Source organism: Paludisphaera soli, assembly GCF_011064595.1.
Classification (GTDB): Bacteria; Planctomycetota; Planctomycetia; order Isosphaerales; family Isosphaeraceae; genus Paludisphaera; species Paludisphaera soli.
Map to the genome: position 1 here is coordinate 283,416 of NZ_JAALJI010000004.1, position 17,352 is coordinate 300,767.

The 17,352-nt window shown below is 70.6% G+C and carries 14 protein-coding genes; 6 read left to right on the top strand and 8 right to left on the bottom strand.

The annotated features are described in order from the left end of the window. Positions 1 to 54: 54 nt before the first annotated feature. Both G6O68_RS07835 and G6O68_RS07840 read right to left on the bottom strand, forming a co-directional pair. The gene (locus G6O68_RS07835; protein WP_165246435.1) at positions 55 to 1,203 is read right to left on the bottom strand and encodes an acyl-CoA dehydrogenase family protein; all 1,149 of its coding nucleotides are present in this window, start codon (positions 1,201 to 1,203) and stop codon (positions 55 to 57) included. A 96-nt stretch (positions 1,204 to 1,299) separates the two neighbouring features. Further along, complete coding sequence (locus G6O68_RS07840) at positions 1,300 to 2,073, bottom strand: molecular chaperone TorD family protein (RefSeq protein ID WP_165246436.1); 774 nt, start codon at positions 2,071 to 2,073, stop codon at positions 1,300 to 1,302. 280 nt (positions 2,074 to 2,353) lie between these two features. Here G6O68_RS07840 and G6O68_RS07845 point away from each other — a divergent pair, with 280 nt between their 5' ends. The 4 genes from G6O68_RS07845 (at position 2,354) to G6O68_RS07860 (ending at position 5,269) form a co-directional block, all read left to right on the top strand. Next, positions 2,354 to 3,622: an aminotransferase class V-fold PLP-dependent enzyme gene (locus G6O68_RS07845; protein WP_165246437.1), complete on the top strand. Its 1,269-nt coding sequence runs from the start codon at positions 2,354 to 2,356 to the stop codon at positions 3,620 to 3,622. A gap of 46 nt (positions 3,623 to 3,668) precedes the next feature. Beyond that, entirely contained in the window at positions 3,669 to 4,055 is a 387-nt protein-coding gene (locus tag G6O68_RS07850; RefSeq protein WP_165246438.1) for an iron-sulfur cluster assembly scaffold protein, read from the top strand. Between the two features lie 458 nt (positions 4,056 to 4,513). Then, on the top strand, positions 4,514 to 4,996 hold the full coding sequence (locus tag G6O68_RS33515; RefSeq protein WP_165246439.1) for a CsbD family protein: 483 nt from the start codon (positions 4,514 to 4,516) through the stop codon (positions 4,994 to 4,996). A 96-nt stretch (positions 4,997 to 5,092) separates the two neighbouring features. Then, entirely contained in the window at positions 5,093 to 5,269 is a 177-nt protein-coding gene (locus G6O68_RS07860; protein WP_165246440.1) for a DUF1328 domain-containing protein, read from the top strand. A 76-nt stretch (positions 5,270 to 5,345) separates the two neighbouring features. On the opposite strand, the gene trmB is transcribed toward G6O68_RS07860, so the two are convergent. Together trmB and G6O68_RS07870 are read right to left on the bottom strand one after the other, a co-directional pair. Continuing rightward, a complete protein-coding gene (gene trmB / locus G6O68_RS07865) occupies positions 5,346 to 6,113 on the bottom strand; it encodes a tRNA (guanine(46)-N(7))-methyltransferase TrmB (protein ID WP_165246441.1) in 768 nt (255 codons plus the stop codon). A gap of 19 nt (positions 6,114 to 6,132) precedes the next feature. Continuing rightward, positions 6,133 to 6,693 carry a glycine cleavage system protein R gene (locus tag G6O68_RS07870; RefSeq protein ID WP_165246442.1) on the bottom strand — a complete coding sequence of 187 codons (561 nt, stop codon included), beginning with the start codon at positions 6,691 to 6,693 and terminating at the stop codon, positions 6,133 to 6,135. Between the two features lie 243 nt (positions 6,694 to 6,936). On the opposite strand from G6O68_RS07870, the gene G6O68_RS07875 reads away from it, so the two are divergent. Further along, positions 6,937 to 7,431, top strand: coding sequence for a peptidylprolyl isomerase (locus tag G6O68_RS07875; RefSeq protein WP_165246443.1), 495 nt, complete (start codon positions 6,937 to 6,939; stop codon positions 7,429 to 7,431). Between the two features lie 37 nt (positions 7,432 to 7,468). On the opposite strand, the gene G6O68_RS07880 is transcribed toward G6O68_RS07875, so the two are convergent. The 4 genes from G6O68_RS07880 to G6O68_RS07895 all read right to left on the bottom strand — a co-directional run bounded on the left by G6O68_RS07880 (position 7,469) and on the right by G6O68_RS07895 (position 16,186). Further along, positions 7,469 to 9,109: a PPC domain-containing protein gene (locus G6O68_RS07880; RefSeq protein WP_165246444.1), complete on the bottom strand. Its 1,641-nt coding sequence runs from the start codon at positions 9,107 to 9,109 to the stop codon at positions 7,469 to 7,471. Further along, positions 9,106 to 10,425, bottom strand: a complete 1,320-nt coding sequence (locus G6O68_RS07885) for a DUF1501 domain-containing protein (protein ID WP_165246445.1) — start codon at positions 10,423 to 10,425, stop codon at positions 9,106 to 9,108. The genes G6O68_RS07880 and G6O68_RS07885 overlap by 4 nt, the downstream gene beginning before the upstream one ends. Positions 10,426 to 10,482: 57 nt before the next feature. Continuing rightward, positions 10,483 to 12,684, bottom strand: a complete 2,202-nt coding sequence (locus G6O68_RS07890) for a DUF1549 and DUF1553 domain-containing protein (protein WP_165246446.1) — start codon at positions 12,682 to 12,684, stop codon at positions 10,483 to 10,485. A gap of 139 nt (positions 12,685 to 12,823) precedes the next feature. Beyond that, positions 12,824 to 16,186 carry a hypothetical protein gene (locus G6O68_RS07895; protein ID WP_165246447.1) on the bottom strand — a complete coding sequence of 1,121 codons (3,363 nt, stop codon included), beginning with the start codon at positions 16,184 to 16,186 and terminating at the stop codon, positions 12,824 to 12,826. A gap of 317 nt (positions 16,187 to 16,503) precedes the next feature. Between G6O68_RS07895 and G6O68_RS07900 the strand changes: the two genes are divergently transcribed. Next, positions 16,504 to 17,349 (top strand): polysaccharide deacetylase family protein, encoded by an 846-nt coding sequence (locus tag G6O68_RS07900; RefSeq protein ID WP_165246448.1) that lies wholly within the window; start codon positions 16,504 to 16,506, stop codon positions 17,347 to 17,349. The last annotated feature ends 3 nt before the right edge of the window (positions 17,350 to 17,352 follow it).

Genomic DNA, 17,352 nt, shown 5'->3' on the forward strand with positions numbered 1-17,352 from the left:
AATTGGATCAAGCGTGGGGCTCGTGACCGTCGAGCCACACGCCTGAAACCCGGCTCAGATCCGCAGGTGCTGGGCGATGATGTTGCGCTGGATGTCGTTGGTGCCGGAGAAGAGGACGCCGCCGGTGCTGTCGCGGACGTCGCGTTCGAGGCCGGCCTCGACGGTGTAGCCCTGGGCGCCGAAGATCCGGACGGCGTCGAAGCTGTTCTGGGCGAAGCACTCGGAGACGTGGAGCTTGGCCATCGAGGCGGCGATGGTCGCGTCCTTGGCCTGGTTCTTCATCCAGGCGTAGCGGTAGACCATGTACCGGCTGGTCTCCACCCGGGTCATCATGTCGACGATCCGGTTCGAGACCGACTGGAACTTGCCGATCGACTGCCCGAACTGCTTGCGCTGGCGGGCCCGCTGGATGCAGCGGTCGACCTGACGCTGCATCGTGCCGACGACGCTGGCGAGGATCGCCCCTCGCTCCCATTCGAGGGCCTGGTTGAAGATCCGCGAGCCTCGTCCTTCGCGGCCGAGCAGGCTCTCGGCGGGCAGCTCGCAGTTCTCGAAGACCAGCTCGCCCATCGGGGCGGTCCGCATCCCCAGCTTGTCGATCTCGCGGACGACATGGAAGCCGGGCGTGTCGCGGTCGATGAGGAACGCGGTGATGCCCAGCACCCCCTTGGTCGGGTCGGTGGTGGCGAAGATCAGGAAGACGTCGGCGACGGGGCCGCCGGTGATCCAGACCTTGCGGCCGTTGAGGACCCAGGCGTCCCCCTTGCGCTCGGCGCGGGTGGTCATGCTGAAGATGTCCGAGCCGGCCTCGGGCTCGCTGGCGCCGTTGGCGCCGAAGGAGCGGCCGTCGCAGAGGCCCGGCAGGTACTTCCGCTTCTGGGCCTCGTCGCCGAACATCAGGATCGGCATCGTGATGGTCCAGAGCGAGGCGTTCAGGGCGAAGAGGAGCCCCGTGTCCACGCAGGCGTAGCCCAGGCCCTCCATCGCGGCGACGGTGGTGGCGATCTCCTCGCCCTGGCCGCCGTACTCCTTCGGCACGGGGAGCCCGGCGGCGCCGAAACGGGCGCAGCGCTCGTACCCTTCGCGCCAGAACTCGCCGCGTTGGTCACGCCCGAGGGCGTCCGGGTCGACGAGTTCCTCGCGGGCGAACGTGACGGCCGCGTCGTACCACTTCCGCTGCTCGGCCGAGTATCCGAAGTCCATGGCTCCGACCTCCTTGTCTTCCTTCACGTCCCTCGAAACGCCGGCTCGGCTTCCGCCGCGACGCCGGGGCGGAGTGGGACGAGTCTCGATCCGAGTTCAGGCGGTGACGACATCGCGCCGAACGCTGCGGCGACCGGCGTCCGTCGCCGTATCCTCGGGCGGGGCGATCTCGCCGGCGAACCGGGGATCGGCGTCCAGGTAGCGACGCTCCCGGATGATCCAGGCAGCCAGGAACCGCCCCAGTTGCGCCAGGCAGCCCCCGCCCGCGTATTCCCGCAACTGGGCCGCAAGCTCGGGGAGCCACCCCGCCAGATGATGGCCGAAGAACTCGAGTTGGGCAAGGTCACAACCGCGGACCGCCTTCTCGTCCACCGCCCCCAGGCAGGCCATCCGACGCTGGAAACGGGAGCGGGCGATCAACCAGGCCATGAATCCCAGCTCCCTCGCCGCGTGGTCCGGCCGCGAAGGTTCCCAATCGTGCTCGGGGGCGTCGGCCGCGTCGTACTCCCGCGACAACTCCTCCACTACCCGGTCGGGCCGCCGCCTCATCCAGGCGGACTTGTGGTCCATCTCCAGGGGCGAGTGCGAGTTCCGCCGCGACCTCACGAAGAAACGGTCGTAGTCGGCTTTCAGGTGGTTCAACGGCTGGCACAATTCCACCATCAACGACCGCAGATCCAGGTCGTCCGCGTCGGCCTCGTCGTCCCGGAGGGCGTCGACCGCGGCCACGTCGAGGGCCTGCTCATTCGGGTTCGTCGCCCGGCCCCAGGTCCCGGCGTCGGGGTGGGCCAGGATGGCCGACAGGAACTCATAGACGCGTTCACGTCGGGCGTCGGCGACGTCGGCGTCTGAACGGCATTCATCGCACATCGGAAGTCTCTCCCCGTCGCGACGGCGCCGAACCGGAAGGGATTTCGTCGGCGAGAGCGGCCGTCGGCGGCCGAATTACACGGCTGAGTATGATTCCAGTTTATTCTGTCGAAACAGAAATTCAAAAGGAATCTCGAACGGCCCGACGCTTTCTCGGCCGCCTGAAGCGGGCCGTCGATCCGAACCCCTGCGCGGCGGGGGGCGGGGCGTATAGAATGAGAGGGATCGAGAACGAGGCTCGGGCGGCCGAGCGAGACGGACCTGGCGAGGGATCAAGCGGATGGCGGACGCGGTCGTGTCGGGTGTTGGGGCGGGGCTGGACGTGGAGCGGGTGCGGGCCGACTTCCCGCCGCTGGGCGAGGAGGTGCGCCCGGGCGTCTCCCTGCGCTATTTCGACTCGGCGGCCACGGCCTTGAAACCGAGGTCGGTCATCGAGGCGGTCCGCGAATGCATGGCCGAATACCCGGCGAACGTCCATCGCGGGCTGCACGTCCTCAGCGAGCGCGCCACCGAGGCCTTCGAAGGGGCCAGGATGAAGGTCGCCGCGTATCTCGGCGTGGACGATCCGGCCCAGTTGATCTTCACCCGGGGGACGACCGAGGCGATCAACCTCGTCGCCCGCTCGTGGGGCAAGCTTTCCCTGCGGCCCGGCGACGCGATCGTGGTCAGCGAGCTGGAGCACCACGCGAACCTCGTCCCCTGGCAGATGATCGCGCGGGAGACCGGCGCCGAGTTGCGCTACGTCGAGCTGACCGAGGAGCTGGAGTACGACCTCGACGCCTTCGACCGGCTTTTCGACGACGGGCGAGTCCGCATGGTCGCGACCACCGGCATGTCGAACGTCACGGGAATCCGGCCGCCGATCGAGGAGATCGTCCGGCGCTCGCGCGAGCGGGGGGCCCGGGTTCTGATCGACGCGGCGCAAAGCCTGGCCCATGAGCGGCTCGACGTGGCCGGGCTCGGCGTGGACTTCGCAGCGTTCTCCGCCCACAAGGTCTTCGGGCCGACCGGGGTCGGCGTGCTCTACGGCCGTCGCGAGCACCTGGAGGCCATGGAGCCGGTCCTGGGCGGCGGCAACATGGTGCTGCGGGTCGAACGCCACCGCGCCGTGTGGAACGAGCTGCCCGACAAGTTCGAGGCCGGCACGCCCCCCATCGCCGAGGCGATCGGCCTGGGCGCGGCGGTGGATTATCTCGAAGGGCTCGACCACCAGGCCGTCGCCCGGCACGAGCGGGCGCTGATCGAGCACGCCCATCAGGTCCTGGGGGCGGTCGAGGGCTTCCGGATCCTGGGCCCGCGGTCGACGGCGGGCAAGGGGCCGATCGTCGGCTTCACCCTGGATGGGACCCACCCGCACGACCTCTCGCATCTCCTGGATCGCTCCGGGGTCGCCATCCGCGCGGGGCACCATTGCGCGATGCCGCTGCACGCCCGCCTGGGGATTCCGGCCTCTGCGCGGGCCAGCTTCGCCCTGTACAATACGACCGAGGAGATCGACCACCTCGCCGGCGCGCTCGGGTCCATCAAGGGCCTGCTCCGCCGTCGCTGAAACAGGCCGACCCTTCGCCCGTCCCGCCCGCCGCCAAGGAACCGATATGGACGACCCGCTGTATCGTGAAGAGATCCTCGACCACTACTATTCTTCCCCATACCGGGGCCGGATCGAGCGCCCCGACTGCGTCTGCGACCTGGAGAATCCGTTCTGCGGCGACCAGATCCACGTCGAGCTGACGGTGGGGGACGACGATCGCATCAAGGAGATCCGGTTCGACGGCAAGGGCTGCGTCATCAGCCAGGCGTCGACGTCGGTGCTGGCCGAGCACCTGGAAGGCGCGAGCGTCGAGGAAGCCCTGAAGCTCGGCCCCGCCGACGTCGTCAAGCTCCTCGGCATGCCCCTCACCCCCACTCGCATGAAGTGCGGCCTGCTCGGCTGGAAGGCCATCCAGCAAGCGCTCAAGCCGAGGGGGGCCGCGACGGTCTGACGCCGGCCAGGTCCCTCCCGACGACCCCCCCCTCCTCGGCCCCCGACGCGTTCTCTCGAGCGATGTCGGGAAGAGTTCCCACCCCTGAGCAATGGCGTTCTCCGCCGCCCGGAATCCCCGACCGGGCGGCCGACCCGCCGTACGCCGACGACGACCCTCGCCGCGCCGCGATGGTCGCTCCTCTTCCGAATGGGCGAGTCCGTTGTCCCGCAGGAGCTTCCGTCTCGCTCCCCGGGCGCGAATTGGGAAGATCCCGCGGTTCCGCGGTCGAATGGCACGTCGATTGCGATTTCCCTATCCCGACCGCCAGGGCCGACGCGTCGAGCGACGTCGAGACGGCTCCTGGCAGGATCGGACCGCGATCGCCCCGCGATCAAGGCCCGAGACTTCGGGAACCAAGGAAATCGGGCCGCCCTCGTCACAGCCGGCCCGGCACACCAATCAAGGGGAAACGAATCATGGCCGCCAACCTCCAGAGCCTTCAGGGTCAGTGGAACCAGATCAAGGGCGATGTCAAGAAGAAGTGGGGCCAGCTCACCGACGACGACCTTCGCTGGACCAACGGCAACGTCGATCAGCTCATCGGTCGCATCCAGGAGCGGACCGGCGAGAAGCGTGACCAGATCGAGAAGTACTTCGACGGCCTCCTGAGCGAAGGTTCCTCGGTGCTCTCGAACGCCGTCGAGTCGGTCGGCCAGGCCGCGAATCAGGCCACGAATCGGATCCGCGAAGGCTACTCCCAGATCAGCGACCAGGCCGGCCAGCAGTTCGGCCACGCCCGCGAGATCGCCGGCGAGCAGCTCGGCCACGCCCGCGAGATGGTGGTCCGCAACCCCGTCCAGTGGGTCGCCGCGGCCTTCGGCATCGGCTTCCTGGCCGGCATGATCGCCGGCTACACCAGCAGCGCCGCCTCGCAGCCGCAGACGCGCCGCTTCTTCTGATCGGTCGAGACGACGGCCGGCCGACCCGCCCGTGACTCCCCTCACGGGCGGCGCACCGGCGTTCTTCCCACCAAATCATGAAAAGGAGGCCCGCTCATGTTGCGCCTCGCGATCCTCTTCGCGATCATCTCGATGCTGGCCGCGGCTTTCGGCTTCTACGGCGTGAGCGACGCTTCCGCCGGGATCGCCAAGTTCATGGCCCTGGTCTTCGCGGTCATGTTCATCGTGACCCTGATCCTCGGCGTGACGGCCGCGCGCAAGGTCGCTACCTAGTCGCGCCCGCCTTCGTCGCGGTCTCGTTCAAGCAAGCAAGACGGCCGGCCTTCGGGTCGGCCGTCTTGCTGCGCGCTCAGGGCGATTCCCGCTCCAGGCGGTCGAGGTCGCACCACGGGCCGCGGGTCCGGAAGGTGGGGGCCGGCAGCTTCCGGGCGAGCTCCAGCGCCTGTCCCTCGTCGATCGCATTGCGGCGACGCCCCACGCCTCGGAAGACCTTCAGCCCGCGCTGGAGGGCGATGATCTCGCGACGAGTGCGGCCCTGCGGGCTGTCGGGCCAGAGGTCGGGATGCTCTTCGAAGTCGAAGAAGTGCGGGATCAGCCGGGTCATGTAGGCCCAGTAGTCCGGGTTGTCGGTCTGGACGACGAAGAGACCTCCGGGCTTCAAGGCGCGATGGACGTCGACGGCGAACCGAGGCGTGACCAGCCGCCGATGCGCCTGGCGGGCGTCGTGATAGGGCTGAGGGTGGTAGAGGTGGACCTCGTTCGCCGAAGCGTCCCCGACGTAACGGGCGACGAACGTCTCGGCGTCCTTGACCGCGAACCGGACGTTGGCGAGGCCTCGTTGATTTCCCCGGCGGGTGGCGTAGCGGATCACCACGGGGAGGACGTCGATCGCGAAGTGGTCGACCTCAGGCCGGGCCAGCGCGCTGAGGAGCGTCGAACGGCCGTTCCCGCATCCCAGGTCCAGCATGAGCGGGGCCTCGCGGCCGAAGATCGACCCGAAGTCGAGCGGGCCCGCCTCGGGGAGCCGCTTCACGGCCGTGCGCGCCCATTCCTCCTGGGGGAGGATCCGCCCCGGGATGGGGACCCCGAACTCCTGCTCGACCTCGTCCGACTGCATCCGCCGAAGCCCTCGCCGATCAATACTCGGGGTCGCCGAGGCCGGAGTCGTCGTCCGGGACGGCCTCGACTTCGATCTCCAGGTTCATCCGCCAGCCGATCTCCTCGATCCCGGCGGTCCAGGCGTCGTCGACGTCGGGCGGGACCAGGACGAGGGCCCGCATGGCGAAGAGGGGCGAGCCGCTGGTGGGCGCCGGGGCGGACTCGGAGTCCATCTCCTCGATGCTGATCCCGTGCCCGGCGAGCAGCCGGGCGACCTCGTGGATGATCCCCTCGTGATCGGCCCCGTCGACGGCGATCCGGTAGGGAGACCAGCCGACGTGCGACTGCGAAGCCTCGCCGTCGGCCGCCGTGACCGTCACCTTGTAGCCCTTGGCCGCCAGCCCCTCGAAATCGCCCTCGAGGCCCTCGCCCCGGCCTTCGGGGAGCGCGACGAGCATCAGCACGGCGAACTCGCCGCCGAGCCTCGCCATGCGGCTGGTCTCGACGTTGCCGCCGCGGGCGAGGACCAGCCGGGTCACCTCCTCGACGATCCCGATCCGGTCGGGCCCGGTCAGCGTCAGCACGTAATTCTGGGACATGGCAAGCTCCCGCGGCCGAATCGCTCCCTGCGGCCGCCCCGGTCGTTCCGACACCGCCGCACGTCGCGGACGCCTGCGAGCCTAGCGACGACGAAGCCGGGTCGCAAGCCTCGATCGGGCCCGAGAAGGTTGGCCGATCGACTCCTCGGCCTCCCCTGCGGGGTTGAGGTTCGCGGGGCCCGGCGGTACGTTACCCTGTTCCCGATTACTCGACCGCGAGACTTCAAGACAGGACTCCCAAGCGTGGCCAGACCGAGCGTCTTCTTCGACGTCACCATCGACGGCAAGCCTGCCGGCCGCATCACCATGGAACTCTTCGACGACGTGGCGCCGAAGACCGCCGAGAACTTCCGCGCCCTCTGCACCCACGAGAAGGGCTTCGGCTACAAGGGCTCGTCGTTCCACCGGGTGATCCCCCAGTTCATGCTCCAGGGGGGCGACTTCACCAACCACAACGGCACCGGCGGCAAGTCGATCTACGGCGCCAAGTTCGCCGACGAGAACTTCCAGCTCAAGCACGACCGGCCGTTCCTGCTGTCGATGGCCAACGCCGGCCCGAACACCAACGGCTCGCAGTTCTTCATCACGACGGTCCCGACCGCGTGGCTGGACGGCAAGCACGTCGTCTTCGGCGAGGTGAAGGAGGGATCCGACGTCGTCAAGGCCATCGAGGCCCTCGGTTCCTCCAGCGGCCGGCCGTCGGCGAAGATCGTCGTCGAGGATTGCGGCCAGCTCTGATCGCCCCCCCGGACGAGTCGAAGGGCCGCGACGTCCGTCACGGCTTCTTCGCCTCGGGGTCCGCCAGGATCGTCACCCAGGGGCGGTCGGTCTCGGCCTCGAACTCGGCGAGCTTGGCGAGGGCGGGCCGGGGGGCCAGGCCGTCGGCGGAACGGGCGACGACTCGGAAAGGGCCGGAGCGGGCGGAAGCTTCGGCCCGGAGTTCGATCGTCACCACTTTCGCGGAGGCGTCGGCCGGATGCGAGACCACCGTGGTCGCCGCGACTCCCTCCGGCAGGTCCTCGGCCGTCACCTCGATCGGCGCGACGTGGCCGTCCTTGCGGTCGACGGCCACGACGACCTGGGTCGTCGCCCCTGGGGTCATGGTGAAGGCGTCGGCCGCCAGCGACGGCCGGAAGTCGGGCTCCGGCGCGATCACGCCCAGCAGATAGGCGTGGCGCGGCCCTCCCCGACCGTTGAGGTCGCGGACCACCACGCGGAAGTCGCCGTCCGCCGGCGGCGCGAAGGCGACCTCGGGGTCGTTCAGGTTGCCCGAGTCGTCGACCTCGGCCAGGGTCTTGCCGTCGGCGTCGAGGACCTGGAGGACCGCGTCCAGCGGCAGGCCGAATGACCGACACTCCAGCCGGAACCGGCGCGCGTCCCCCTTCTTCAGCGTGATGCGATAAGCGTCGCGATCGCCCGGCGGGTCGATCGTCCCGCTGACCGAACCTCGATCCGGCAGAGCCTGGGGCGTGGCCGGGTCGTTTGGCTCGACCTCGACGATCGCCGGGCCGGCGACGCGACGGACCTCGGCGTCCCCCGCCAGGGACGGGTGCGTGAGCAAGATCCGGTCGGACTGATCGCCGGCGGGGATCTCCAGCACCGAGTCGGTCTCGGCGATGTTCGGGCCGACCGCGCGGATCGCCGTGGCACTCTCGGCCGAGACGGCGAGTGGGAAGGCGTTCTCGATGAAGCCGCCGGTCGTGAGGGTCAGCCGGTAGGTGTACGCGTCGCCCCCGGCGAACCGGATGGTGCTGTCGGGCGTCGCCGGGAAGGCGAAAAGGCGGACGGTGTAGACACCCGGGGCGGGGGCCTCGAAGACGATGCGAGGGTCGCGACCCACGGCGTCGTCGTTCTGCGCGAGCACGAATCCGTCGGCCGAGACGACCTGCAGCACGGCGTCCATCGGCGAGCCCAGCCGGCGGTTGGCCTCCAGGTCGGCCGCGAGGACCTGCCCCTTCTCCAGGGTGACGGAGAAGCCGTCCACGTCGCCCCGCTTCGCCAGCTTGCCGTTCACCGTGACCCGGGAGCCTTCGATCGGCTGCGGCTGGCGCGGGTCGTCGTTCGGCTCCGCCTCGGCGACTTCCGGGAGAGTGCCGATGAGGAACGGCCGGGGGCTCGACGCCCCCTCCTCGTCGTGGACCCTCACCCAGCGAAGTCCCGGCGCGGCGTCGGCGGCGACCTCGATCGTCAGCTTCCCCTTCTCGTCTCCGGGCTTGATCGCGAGCCCCTCGCCGTCGACCCAGCACTGGACCGGCCAGTGGTCGAACGTGCCGGAGATCGTCACGGCCTGGGACTGGCCGCGCGCGGCGCCGGCCGGGAAGAAGCCGGTCAGCGTGGGAGGCTTGGCCGAGGTCGCCGGGCCGGCGACGACGAGCGTGAGCGTGAGCAGCGAGGCGGCGAAGGACCGTCGCCTCATCCCATCAGCTCCCGGATCGGCGTCGGGTCGCTGACGAGGTAGGTGGGCCGGCCGCTGGGGGTGTGGAGGATCTTGCCGGGGTCGATACCCAGCTTGGTGTAGACCGTGGCCGCGAGGTTCTCGGGCGAGAGCACGCGCTCGCTGGCCGCGTAGCCCCGGGCGTCGGTCGCGCCGACGACCTGCCCCCCCGGCGTGCCGCAGCCGGCCACCAGGACCGACATGGCGTTCGACCAGTGGTCGCGGCCCGCGTCCTTGTTGATCTTGGGCGTCCGACCGAACTCGCCGAGCGCGAGGACCAGGGTCGATTCCAGCAGGCCCCGCTGGTCGAGGTCCTGGATGAGCGCGGCGATCGAGCCCTCGAAGGAGGGCATCCGCTTCTCGAAGCCGTCGAAGAGGGAGACGTGGTGGTCCCAGCCCCCTTCGTTCAGGGTGACGAACGGGACGCCGGCCTCGACCAGACGGCGGGCGAGCAGGCAGCGCTGGCCGAACGAGTTGCGGCCGTAGCGATCGCGGAGGCGGTCGTCTTCGAGCGACAGGTCGAAGGCCCGCTGGGCCTGCCGCGAGCCCATCAGCTCGTAGCCCTGCTCGTAGTATTCGTCGAGGGCCAGGGCGGGGTCGCCGGCGGACTTGTCGGCGAATCGCTTGAAGTGGTCGAGCCGGTCGCGGAGGCTGCGGCGGCCGTCGGCCCGCGGCGAGGCGATGTCGCGCGGCGGCGCGACGTCGCGCACCCGGAACTTCGCCGAGTTGGGGTCGTCGGGGACGACGAACGGGGCGTACTTGGCGCCCAGGAAGTTCGGCCCGCCCGAGCGGAGCATGCTGGGGATCGAGAAATAGGCGGGCAGCCCCCCCTCGGCCCCGCGCTCATGGGCGGCGACGGCGCCCATGCTGGGGTGGAAGCTCACGAAGGCCCCGCAGCCGACGGGGATGCGCGGCGGCGCCCCCGTGATCATGTAATGGTTGCCCGCACCGTGGTTCCCCTGGTCGTGACGGATCGACCGGACGATCGTGAGCTTGTCGGCGATCGCCGCAAGCCGCTTCATCGGCTCGGAGAAGCGGACGCCGGGGACGGAGGTCGCGATCGCGTCGAACTTGCCGCGGATCTCGGCGGGGGCCTCGGGCTTGGGGTCGAAGGTCTCGTAGTGGCTGGGGCCGCCGTCCATCCAGATGAGGATGCAACTCGTCGGCCTCGCGCCCGGGATCGCAGCCTGCCCGCGGACGCGCAGGGCGTCGACCAGGCCGCCGCCGATCAGGGCGCCCAGGCCCAGGCGGAGGCAGTCGCGCCGGGTCGTCGATTCGCAGTTCCTGGAGATGGCCATCGGTCTCGCCTCGTTCAGGTGGGAGGGCGGCGCCCGGCGGGCGTGGCGGGGGGAGGGTCAGTCCTTGAAGACGAACTCGGGGACGTTCAGCAGGGCCCAGAGGATGTCCTCGACGACGGCCCGGCGGTCGGCCCCGGGCTCCTGGAAGAGCGACTCGCCGACGGTTCGCTCCTCGTCGGTGGGGAGTCGGCTGTAGGCGAGGAGGTACAGCTCCTCGACGATCGCCCGGGGGGACTTGTCCCCCTTGGCGAGCGCGGCGGCCTGGCCCTCGTCGGACGCGAGTTTCTCGTGGACCCCGGGGGCGTTCATCAGGTGGAGGGCCTGGACGACGGCCGTGTCGCTGGTGCGCTCGCAGGGCGGGTCCTGGTTCGGGTCGGGCCGGCCGAAGGTGTCGAGGAACAGCGAGGGGACCCGGTTGGTCCAGATGTTGACGGCGCGGCTGCGCGGGGGGGCGGCGTCGAAGTCGTCGGGGACGCCGGTCGCGTCGCTGATCGCGTCCAGCAGCGTCTCGGCCCGGAGCCGCTGGCGGTAGTGCCGGGAGTAGTTGCGGGTGTCCGCGATGTTCCGGTCGTTGGGCTCGGAGCTGAGTGCGTAGGCCGACGACGCCATGATGGTCCGGACCAGGTGCTTCACGTCATAACCGTGATCCCGGAAGTCCACGGCCAGGGCGTCGAGCAGGGGGCCGTTGCTGGGAGGGTTGGTGGCGCGAAGGTCGTCCACCGGATCGACGATCCCCGGCCCCATCAGGTCGGCCCACACGCGGTTGGCCATCACCTGGGCGAAATATGGATTGTCGGCCGCGGTCATCCAGCGGGCGAGCGCCTCGCGGGGGTCGGCCTCGGGATCGACGTCGGGCGGCAGGGAGCCGAACAGGGGCTTGGGGGGCAGGGCCTCGCCGGTCAGCGGGTGCTCGACCGAGCCTTTCTTGCCGCTGAAGACGACCTCCTCGCTCCCGGAGATCGGCGGCGAGAGTCCGGTCCCCTTGCGATCCACGCGGGCGAAGAAGGCCGCGAACTCGTAGAACTGCTCCTGGCCCCACGACTCGAACGGGTGGTGATGGCACTTGGCGCAATCCAGGCGGATGCCCAGGAACAGCTGGCTGACGACTGGCGCGATCTCGATCGGCTCGCGGTGGTCGCGGAAAATCGTCGCCGGGCCCTGCTCGAACGTGCTGCCGCGCGCGGTGACGATCTCGCGGACGAACTGGTCGTAGGGCAGGTTCCGCCGGAAGGCGTCGCGGATCCAGCCGTCGAGGTTGAAGACCGCCTTGATGCCCACGCGGTAGGGATTCGGCCGCAGCAGGTCCATCCACTTGTTCGCCCAGTGCTCAGCGTACTCGGGCCGTTCCAGGAGCCGATCGACGAGCCGGGCCCGCTTGTCCGGGGCCGAATCGTCGAGGAACGCGCGGGCCTCGTCCGGCGTCGGCAAGCGGCCGATCACGTCGAGGTAGGCGCGGCGCAGGTAGGTGGCGTCGCCCGCCGGGGCGGAGGGAGTCAGGCCGAGCTTCTTGAGCTTGGCCCAGACGTGGTCGTCGATGAAGTTGGACCGGGGGAGGGCGTCGTACAGCGCGGCGTCGACCTCGCCCGGCAGGGGGATCGAGACGTCGCAGTTGGCGAACAGCCCTTCGTAGCGGGCCGAGATCGTCGCCTCGCCGGCGATCGGGCCGGCCTTCACGCGGCCCTCGGCGTCGACCGCGACCAGGGTGGACTCGCTGGAGCCGTAGGCGGCCAAATGGGTGACGTCCTGGGTCGACCCGTCCGAGAAATGGGCTGCGACGCGGAGGTCGAACGCCTCCTCGCGGCCCAGCGTCCGCTCGGCCGGCTCGACGACGACCCGCTCCAGCTTCGGCGCGTCGGCCGGGGTCCGGGGGAGGCCGTCGGCGATCCAGCGACGGAGCGTCTCGTAGAACGGGCCGTCGGGCTCGATCCGCCTCCCGCCGCCGTGGGGCAGCTCGGCCGTGGCCTTCTGGAGGAACAGGCTCTGGTCCGGGATCGACGGCAGGACGCGGCGGCCCCCGGCCTCGCGGGCGATGGCCATGTGGTCGAACGTCGGGTCGAAGCCCAGCAGCGAGAGCTTGAAACCGTTCTGGCCGCTGGCCTTGCCGTGACAGGCGCCCGCGTTGCAGCCCGCCCGCGTCAGGATCGGTTCGACGTCCTTCTCGAACGTGACCGGGGCCGCGGGCTCGGCGCCCGAGGTCAGGGGGGCCGCGAGGGTCAGGACTCCCAGGAAGATAACCAGGCCGGAGGGGGTCGCACGCATCCTGGTCGCCTCGGTCTCATGAAATCTCCATCCCGCCACAGGCTGAACTTAACCGATTCGACTTCCTGCTTCAACAATTATTTGACATGCGTCAGGGGGGGCGGCTCCTCGGGCCTGGACGCCGCCCCCGCGCCGGGGATCAGCGTCGTTTCGGCTGGGCCAGGTCGCGGCCGATGCCCTCGAGGGCTTTCAGGGCGTCGCGGCCGAGGGAACCGCTCGGGGCGTTCGGGTCGCGACCGCCGGCGGCGGACGGGGGGAGGACCCGGTCGATCAATCGGTTCGCCTCGGCCTGGACCCCGCGACGGACCATGGAGCGGGCGGCCTCCTTGAGCGCGACTCGGAGGCCGTTGCGGTCGATGGTCGGGTTCGAGATCGTGCCGCCGATCGGCAGCGTGATGTCGGTCCCCGCCACGAACTCGCGGGCGACGGCGTTGCCGCCGAGCATCTGGGGCGTGATCGGCACGGTGGCCCGCATCGCCAGGGTCTTGTCGAAGCCGACCGAGCCGTCGAGCTTCGCCGTCAGGTCGTCGCCCAGCGGGAACGTCAGGCCGCTCTGCCGGACGCGGCCGTCGGCGATCTGCAGCTGCAGCGGCTGTTGCAGCGTCAATTTACGCTCGGGCCGGCCGGTCAGCGCGAGCAACTCGGAGCCGAACGGTCCGGGCTGGAAGACGACGTCCTGGAAGACGAGCTGGCCGTCGACGCGCAGGGCCCCGTCTCCCATCAGCGGGATCGCCGCGCCGGCGACCGTGAGCGAGACCTGGCCCGAGACGTTGCTGGACTTGGCGAGCACCGGAGCGATGTACGAGAGCACGTCGTCCGAGACGGCCTTGTTGATCGCCGCCCCCTCGATCCGCGTCCCCTCGGCCATCCGGAGCCAGAGCGCGTCCGGGTCGTCCACCATCAGGTCGGCGGCGATCTCCATCCGGCCGCCGTTGAGCGTGGTCGCGATCGGGTCGAACGCGGCCCGGCCGCCCCCCATGCGCAGGACCAGGGGCGTCGGGCCGACCTCCATGCCGAACGCCCGGGCCGACGCGAGGTCGACCTCCAGCACCCCTTCCATCCCCTTGAGGATCTGCGAGGTCGAGCCCGCCGCGAGCGACCCCTTCAGGTGGAACGGCTTCACGGTCGCGCGGACCTGGGCCCCGGGCTCGACGGCGGCGGCCAGGATCGGGTCGAGCGTCTCCCAACGCGGCTCCAGGACGGCGCTGACGTCGGCGATCCGGTTGGCGCCGAATTCGGCGATCGTCCCCGTCCCGGCCAGGCGCGCATGAGCCGTGGACAGGTCGAAACTCGTCAGCGAAACGTGGTCGCCGGACGGCGTATAAGTCCCGTCGAGCGTCAGCGTGACGGGGCCGCGGGGGGTCGTCATGATCAGGTCGGGCGAGGTCGCATAGCCTTTGAAATCGAGGCGGCCGTCCTGATGGCGGGCGAGCGTCGCCCTTCCCGACCAGGCGCCGCCTAAACCTTTCGGGGCGGCCTGCATCCAGTAGGCGAGTGCTCCGTCGAGCGCGGCGAGGTCGCCGCGGAGCACTCCGTCGAAGCCCATCGGCGCGTCGGGCTTGCCGAGGCCGCTCAGCATGAACCCCTCGGGACCGACGGCGAGGCCCTGGGAAGGCTGGGCCCCCACGGGTATCAGGACCAGTCGTCCGGCGGCCGGGTCGTACTCGCCTTTCGCATGCAGGGCGATCACTGCCGAGGCCGCCTGAGGGTCGGTGGGCGTGGCGGTCGCCTGGACGTCGTCGAGCTGGTAGACCCGGCCCGCCCGGCGCAGGGCGACCTTCGCCGAGACGACGGCCGGCGCGGGCGCCGTGACCGGGGTCGAGCCTTCGAGGGTGAACGTGGCGTCGCCGGCGGGCTCCTTCACCAGGACGCTCAACTTCGTCGCGCCGGCGTCCACTGCCAGCCGCACGGCGTCCCAGGCGGTCGGCAGGCCGTTCGCGCCGCGAGGGCCGTTGGAGGCACCGTCGACGCGGGCGTGGTCCCGTTCGATCGGATCTTCGGTGAAGCCCTCGACCCGGAGGCCGTCGAACTCGGCCGCGAGCCGGGCCTTGAACCGGCCGCCGTCGGGGCGATAGTCCGCGGCCAATCTCCCCTTGCCGGCGAACTTCACGGCGCCCAGGTCGATCAGCTCGCGGGCCTGGGCGTCGACGGCGGCGAGGTCCACCACGCCCGACAACTTCACCCCGCTGTCCAGGTCGCCCGTGGCCTTCGCGTCGACGCCCGCCGCCTTCACGGCGAAGGACTCGACGGCGATCGTCGCCCCATCGCGGACCAGGGCCGCCGTGAGCGTCGCGGGCTTCTGGAGGGTCAGGGCCCGACCGTTTTCGGTGGCCGTCAGGTCGGTCACGTCCGCCGAGACGCGCAGCCGCTCGACGCCCTCGATCCGGCTCAAATCGGCCGCCACCCGCGCCCGGCCCTCCTCAAGGACGATGCCTTCACGCAGCGGGATCGCCCTCGGCAGGAGCTTGGCCGCCGCGGCCAGGTCGACCTGCCCCGTCAGTCGCGTGGGGGTTCCGGCGGTCGCCGGCAGGTCGCCGGCCGCCGTCAGCTCGCCGATCGCGGACTTCACGTCGAGCTTCCCGATCGACCAGCCCAGTTCCGTCCGCCGGACGTCGCCCTCGGCGGCGACGGACTCCAGCGCGAGCCGATCCCCGCCCAGGCCGGGACCCTCGGCGGCGAATCCGTGCAGCACGGCGTCGCTCCGCGCCGACCACAACCCCTGCTTGCGTTCGGCCTGGAGGACCCCGGCGAGGCGGCCCTCGGCCCGGTAGCCCGCCTGCTTCATCGCCAGCGGCCAGTCCTTGCCTTCGAAAGTCAGCGTCTGGTCGGCCGAGGCCATGTCGTAAGCGGCGAGGAGTTCGAGGGAACGCTCCCCTTCCCGGAGCTTCACGGTCACGCCCACGGGCTTGCCGGGCAGGACCTTCGCCTCGGCCTCGAAGGCGCCCGCGACGATCGGCTCGGCGAGTTCCGGGCTGGCGATCCGCGCGCGGCCCCCTTTCACGACGACCGTCACCGCGAGGCCCGATCCCGCGGCGGGAGCCGGGGCGACCGGCCCGGGCTCGGCCGCCACGCTCGGGGCCAGCAGGCCGCCGACGGCCTCCAACGCATCGATGGAGCCGTCGGCGCGGCGCTCGAAGTCGGCGGTCGCGCCGTCGACGTGGATCGTCCCGTAGTCCGATCCCGACCTGAGCAGGCCGACGAGGCCCCGGTCGGTCCGGACCGATTCGGCGGTGGCGACGGTCTTGCCCCGCGGGTCGATCAGCGCGACGTCGCGCAGGACGATCCCGCGATTCCAGGACAACGAGGCCCCGCCCAGCTCGACCCGGCCAGGGTGGAGCTTCTGGTTGATCGCCCGCACCAGCATGCGGCGGGCGGGGGGGGTGCTGAGCACGGTCGGCATCGACGCGAGCACGAGGAGGAGGAGGATCGAGAGGACGGCGATCCAGCGGACGAGGCGGCGGAAGCGCCTCGGCGGCTTCGCGGCGATTGCCTGATCGTGCATGATGTCGCGGGCTCCTTCCCGGGTGGACCTCGGAGAGTCAGTCGGACCGAGGTCGATCCGACCCATCGGGCTTCGTCAAATCTCGTCCAGGTGCGCCCGTGCGCTCCACTCGCGGTCGGCCCTCGCGACCACGCGTTGCGTGTCGCCGGGGCGGCGGCGGATTTGGGGGTCGCGGCGGCCTGGCGGGCCTGGTCGAGTGTACCGATTTCGGCCCGGCGGCGGGAATCGGATCTGGACGAGATCGAATCCCGGCGGCGGGCGGCGTAGACTCGTGGGCAGGTCGAACCCATCCCTGGCCGTCCAGCGGGACCCTCCCCATGCGCCTGCTTACCTTGCTGCTCCTCTTCGCCCAGGCCCCCGCCCCCGCGTTGGAGCCGATCCCCGACAAGCTCGTCGTGCTGACGTTCGACGACGCCAGCCGATCGCACGTCGAGGTCGCGGCGCCCTTGCTCAAGCGGCACGGCTTCGGGGCGACCTTCTTCGTCACCGAGGGGTTCGACTTCCCCACGAACAAGCGCGACTACATGACCTGGGACGAGATCGCCCGACTCCATCGCGACGGTTTCGAGATCGGCAACCACACGCGCGACCACAAGGCCCCCGACGCGCAGGACGCGAAGGGGACGATCGAGCAGATCGAGGCCGTCGACGCGCGTTGCCGGGAACACGGCATCCCCAGGCCCGTCAGCTTCGCGTATCCCGGCAACGCGCTGGACAGGGACGTCTTGCCGCTCCTCAAGGGGCTCGGCATCCGTTTCGCCAGGAGGGGCGGGGCGCCCGAGCATCCCTACGAGGCGGGCCGGGGCTTCGCCTACGAGCCGGGGCTCGACCATCCCCTTCTGATCCCCTCGGCCGGCGACGCCCGACCCGCCTGGACGCTCGACGACTTCAAGCGGGCCGTCTCCCAGGCGCGCGACGGCCGGATCGCCGTGATCCAGCTCCACGGCGTCCCCGACACGGCCCATTCCTGGGTGGACACGCCGACGCCCCTGTTCGAATCGTATGTGCGACACCTGGCCGACGAGGGATACCGGGTGATCGCCCTACGCGACCTCGCCCGCTACGTCGACCCCGACGCGGTCCCCGCGGACCCCTGGGCCGTGATCGAGGCTCGCAGGCACCGGCTCTCGACCGGCCTCGACGCGACGGCCGATCGGCCCTGACGC

What these genes read in the sequence shown, in the direction of transcription:
- G6O68_RS07835 (WP_165246435.1), bottom strand. Translation starts at nt 1,203, where the DNA reads ATGGACTTCGGATACTCGGCCGAGCAGCGGAAGTGGTACGACGCGGCC.
- G6O68_RS07840 (WP_165246436.1), bottom strand. Translation starts at nt 2,073, where the DNA reads ATGTGCGATGAATGCCGTTCAGACGCCGACGTCGCCGACGCCCGACGT.
- G6O68_RS07845 (WP_165246437.1), top strand. Translation starts at nt 2,354, where the DNA reads ATGGCGGACGCGGTCGTGTCGGGTGTTGGGGCGGGGCTGGACGTGGAG.
- G6O68_RS07850 (WP_165246438.1), top strand. Translation starts at nt 3,669, where the DNA reads ATGGACGACCCGCTGTATCGTGAAGAGATCCTCGACCACTACTATTCT.
- G6O68_RS33515 (WP_165246439.1), top strand. Translation starts at nt 4,514, where the DNA reads ATGGCCGCCAACCTCCAGAGCCTTCAGGGTCAGTGGAACCAGATCAAG.
- G6O68_RS07860 (WP_165246440.1), top strand. Translation starts at nt 5,093, where the DNA reads ATGTTGCGCCTCGCGATCCTCTTCGCGATCATCTCGATGCTGGCCGCG.
- trmB (WP_165246441.1), bottom strand. Translation starts at nt 6,113, where the DNA reads ATGCAGTCGGACGAGGTCGAGCAGGAGTTCGGGGTCCCCATCCCGGGG.
- G6O68_RS07870 (WP_165246442.1), bottom strand. Translation starts at nt 6,693, where the DNA reads ATGTCCCAGAATTACGTGCTGACGCTGACCGGGCCCGACCGGATCGGG.
- G6O68_RS07880 (WP_165246444.1), bottom strand. Translation starts at nt 9,109, where the DNA reads ATGAGGCGACGGTCCTTCGCCGCCTCGCTGCTCACGCTCACGCTCGTC.
- G6O68_RS07885 (WP_165246445.1), bottom strand. Translation starts at nt 10,425, where the DNA reads ATGGCCATCTCCAGGAACTGCGAATCGACGACCCGGCGCGACTGCCTC.
- G6O68_RS07890 (WP_165246446.1), bottom strand. Translation starts at nt 12,684, where the DNA reads ATGCGTGCGACCCCCTCCGGCCTGGTTATCTTCCTGGGAGTCCTGACC.
- G6O68_RS07895 (WP_165246447.1), bottom strand. Translation starts at nt 16,186, where the DNA reads ATGCACGATCAGGCAATCGCCGCGAAGCCGCCGAGGCGCTTCCGCCGC.
- G6O68_RS07900 (WP_165246448.1), top strand. Translation starts at nt 16,504, where the DNA reads ATGCGCCTGCTTACCTTGCTGCTCCTCTTCGCCCAGGCCCCCGCCCCC.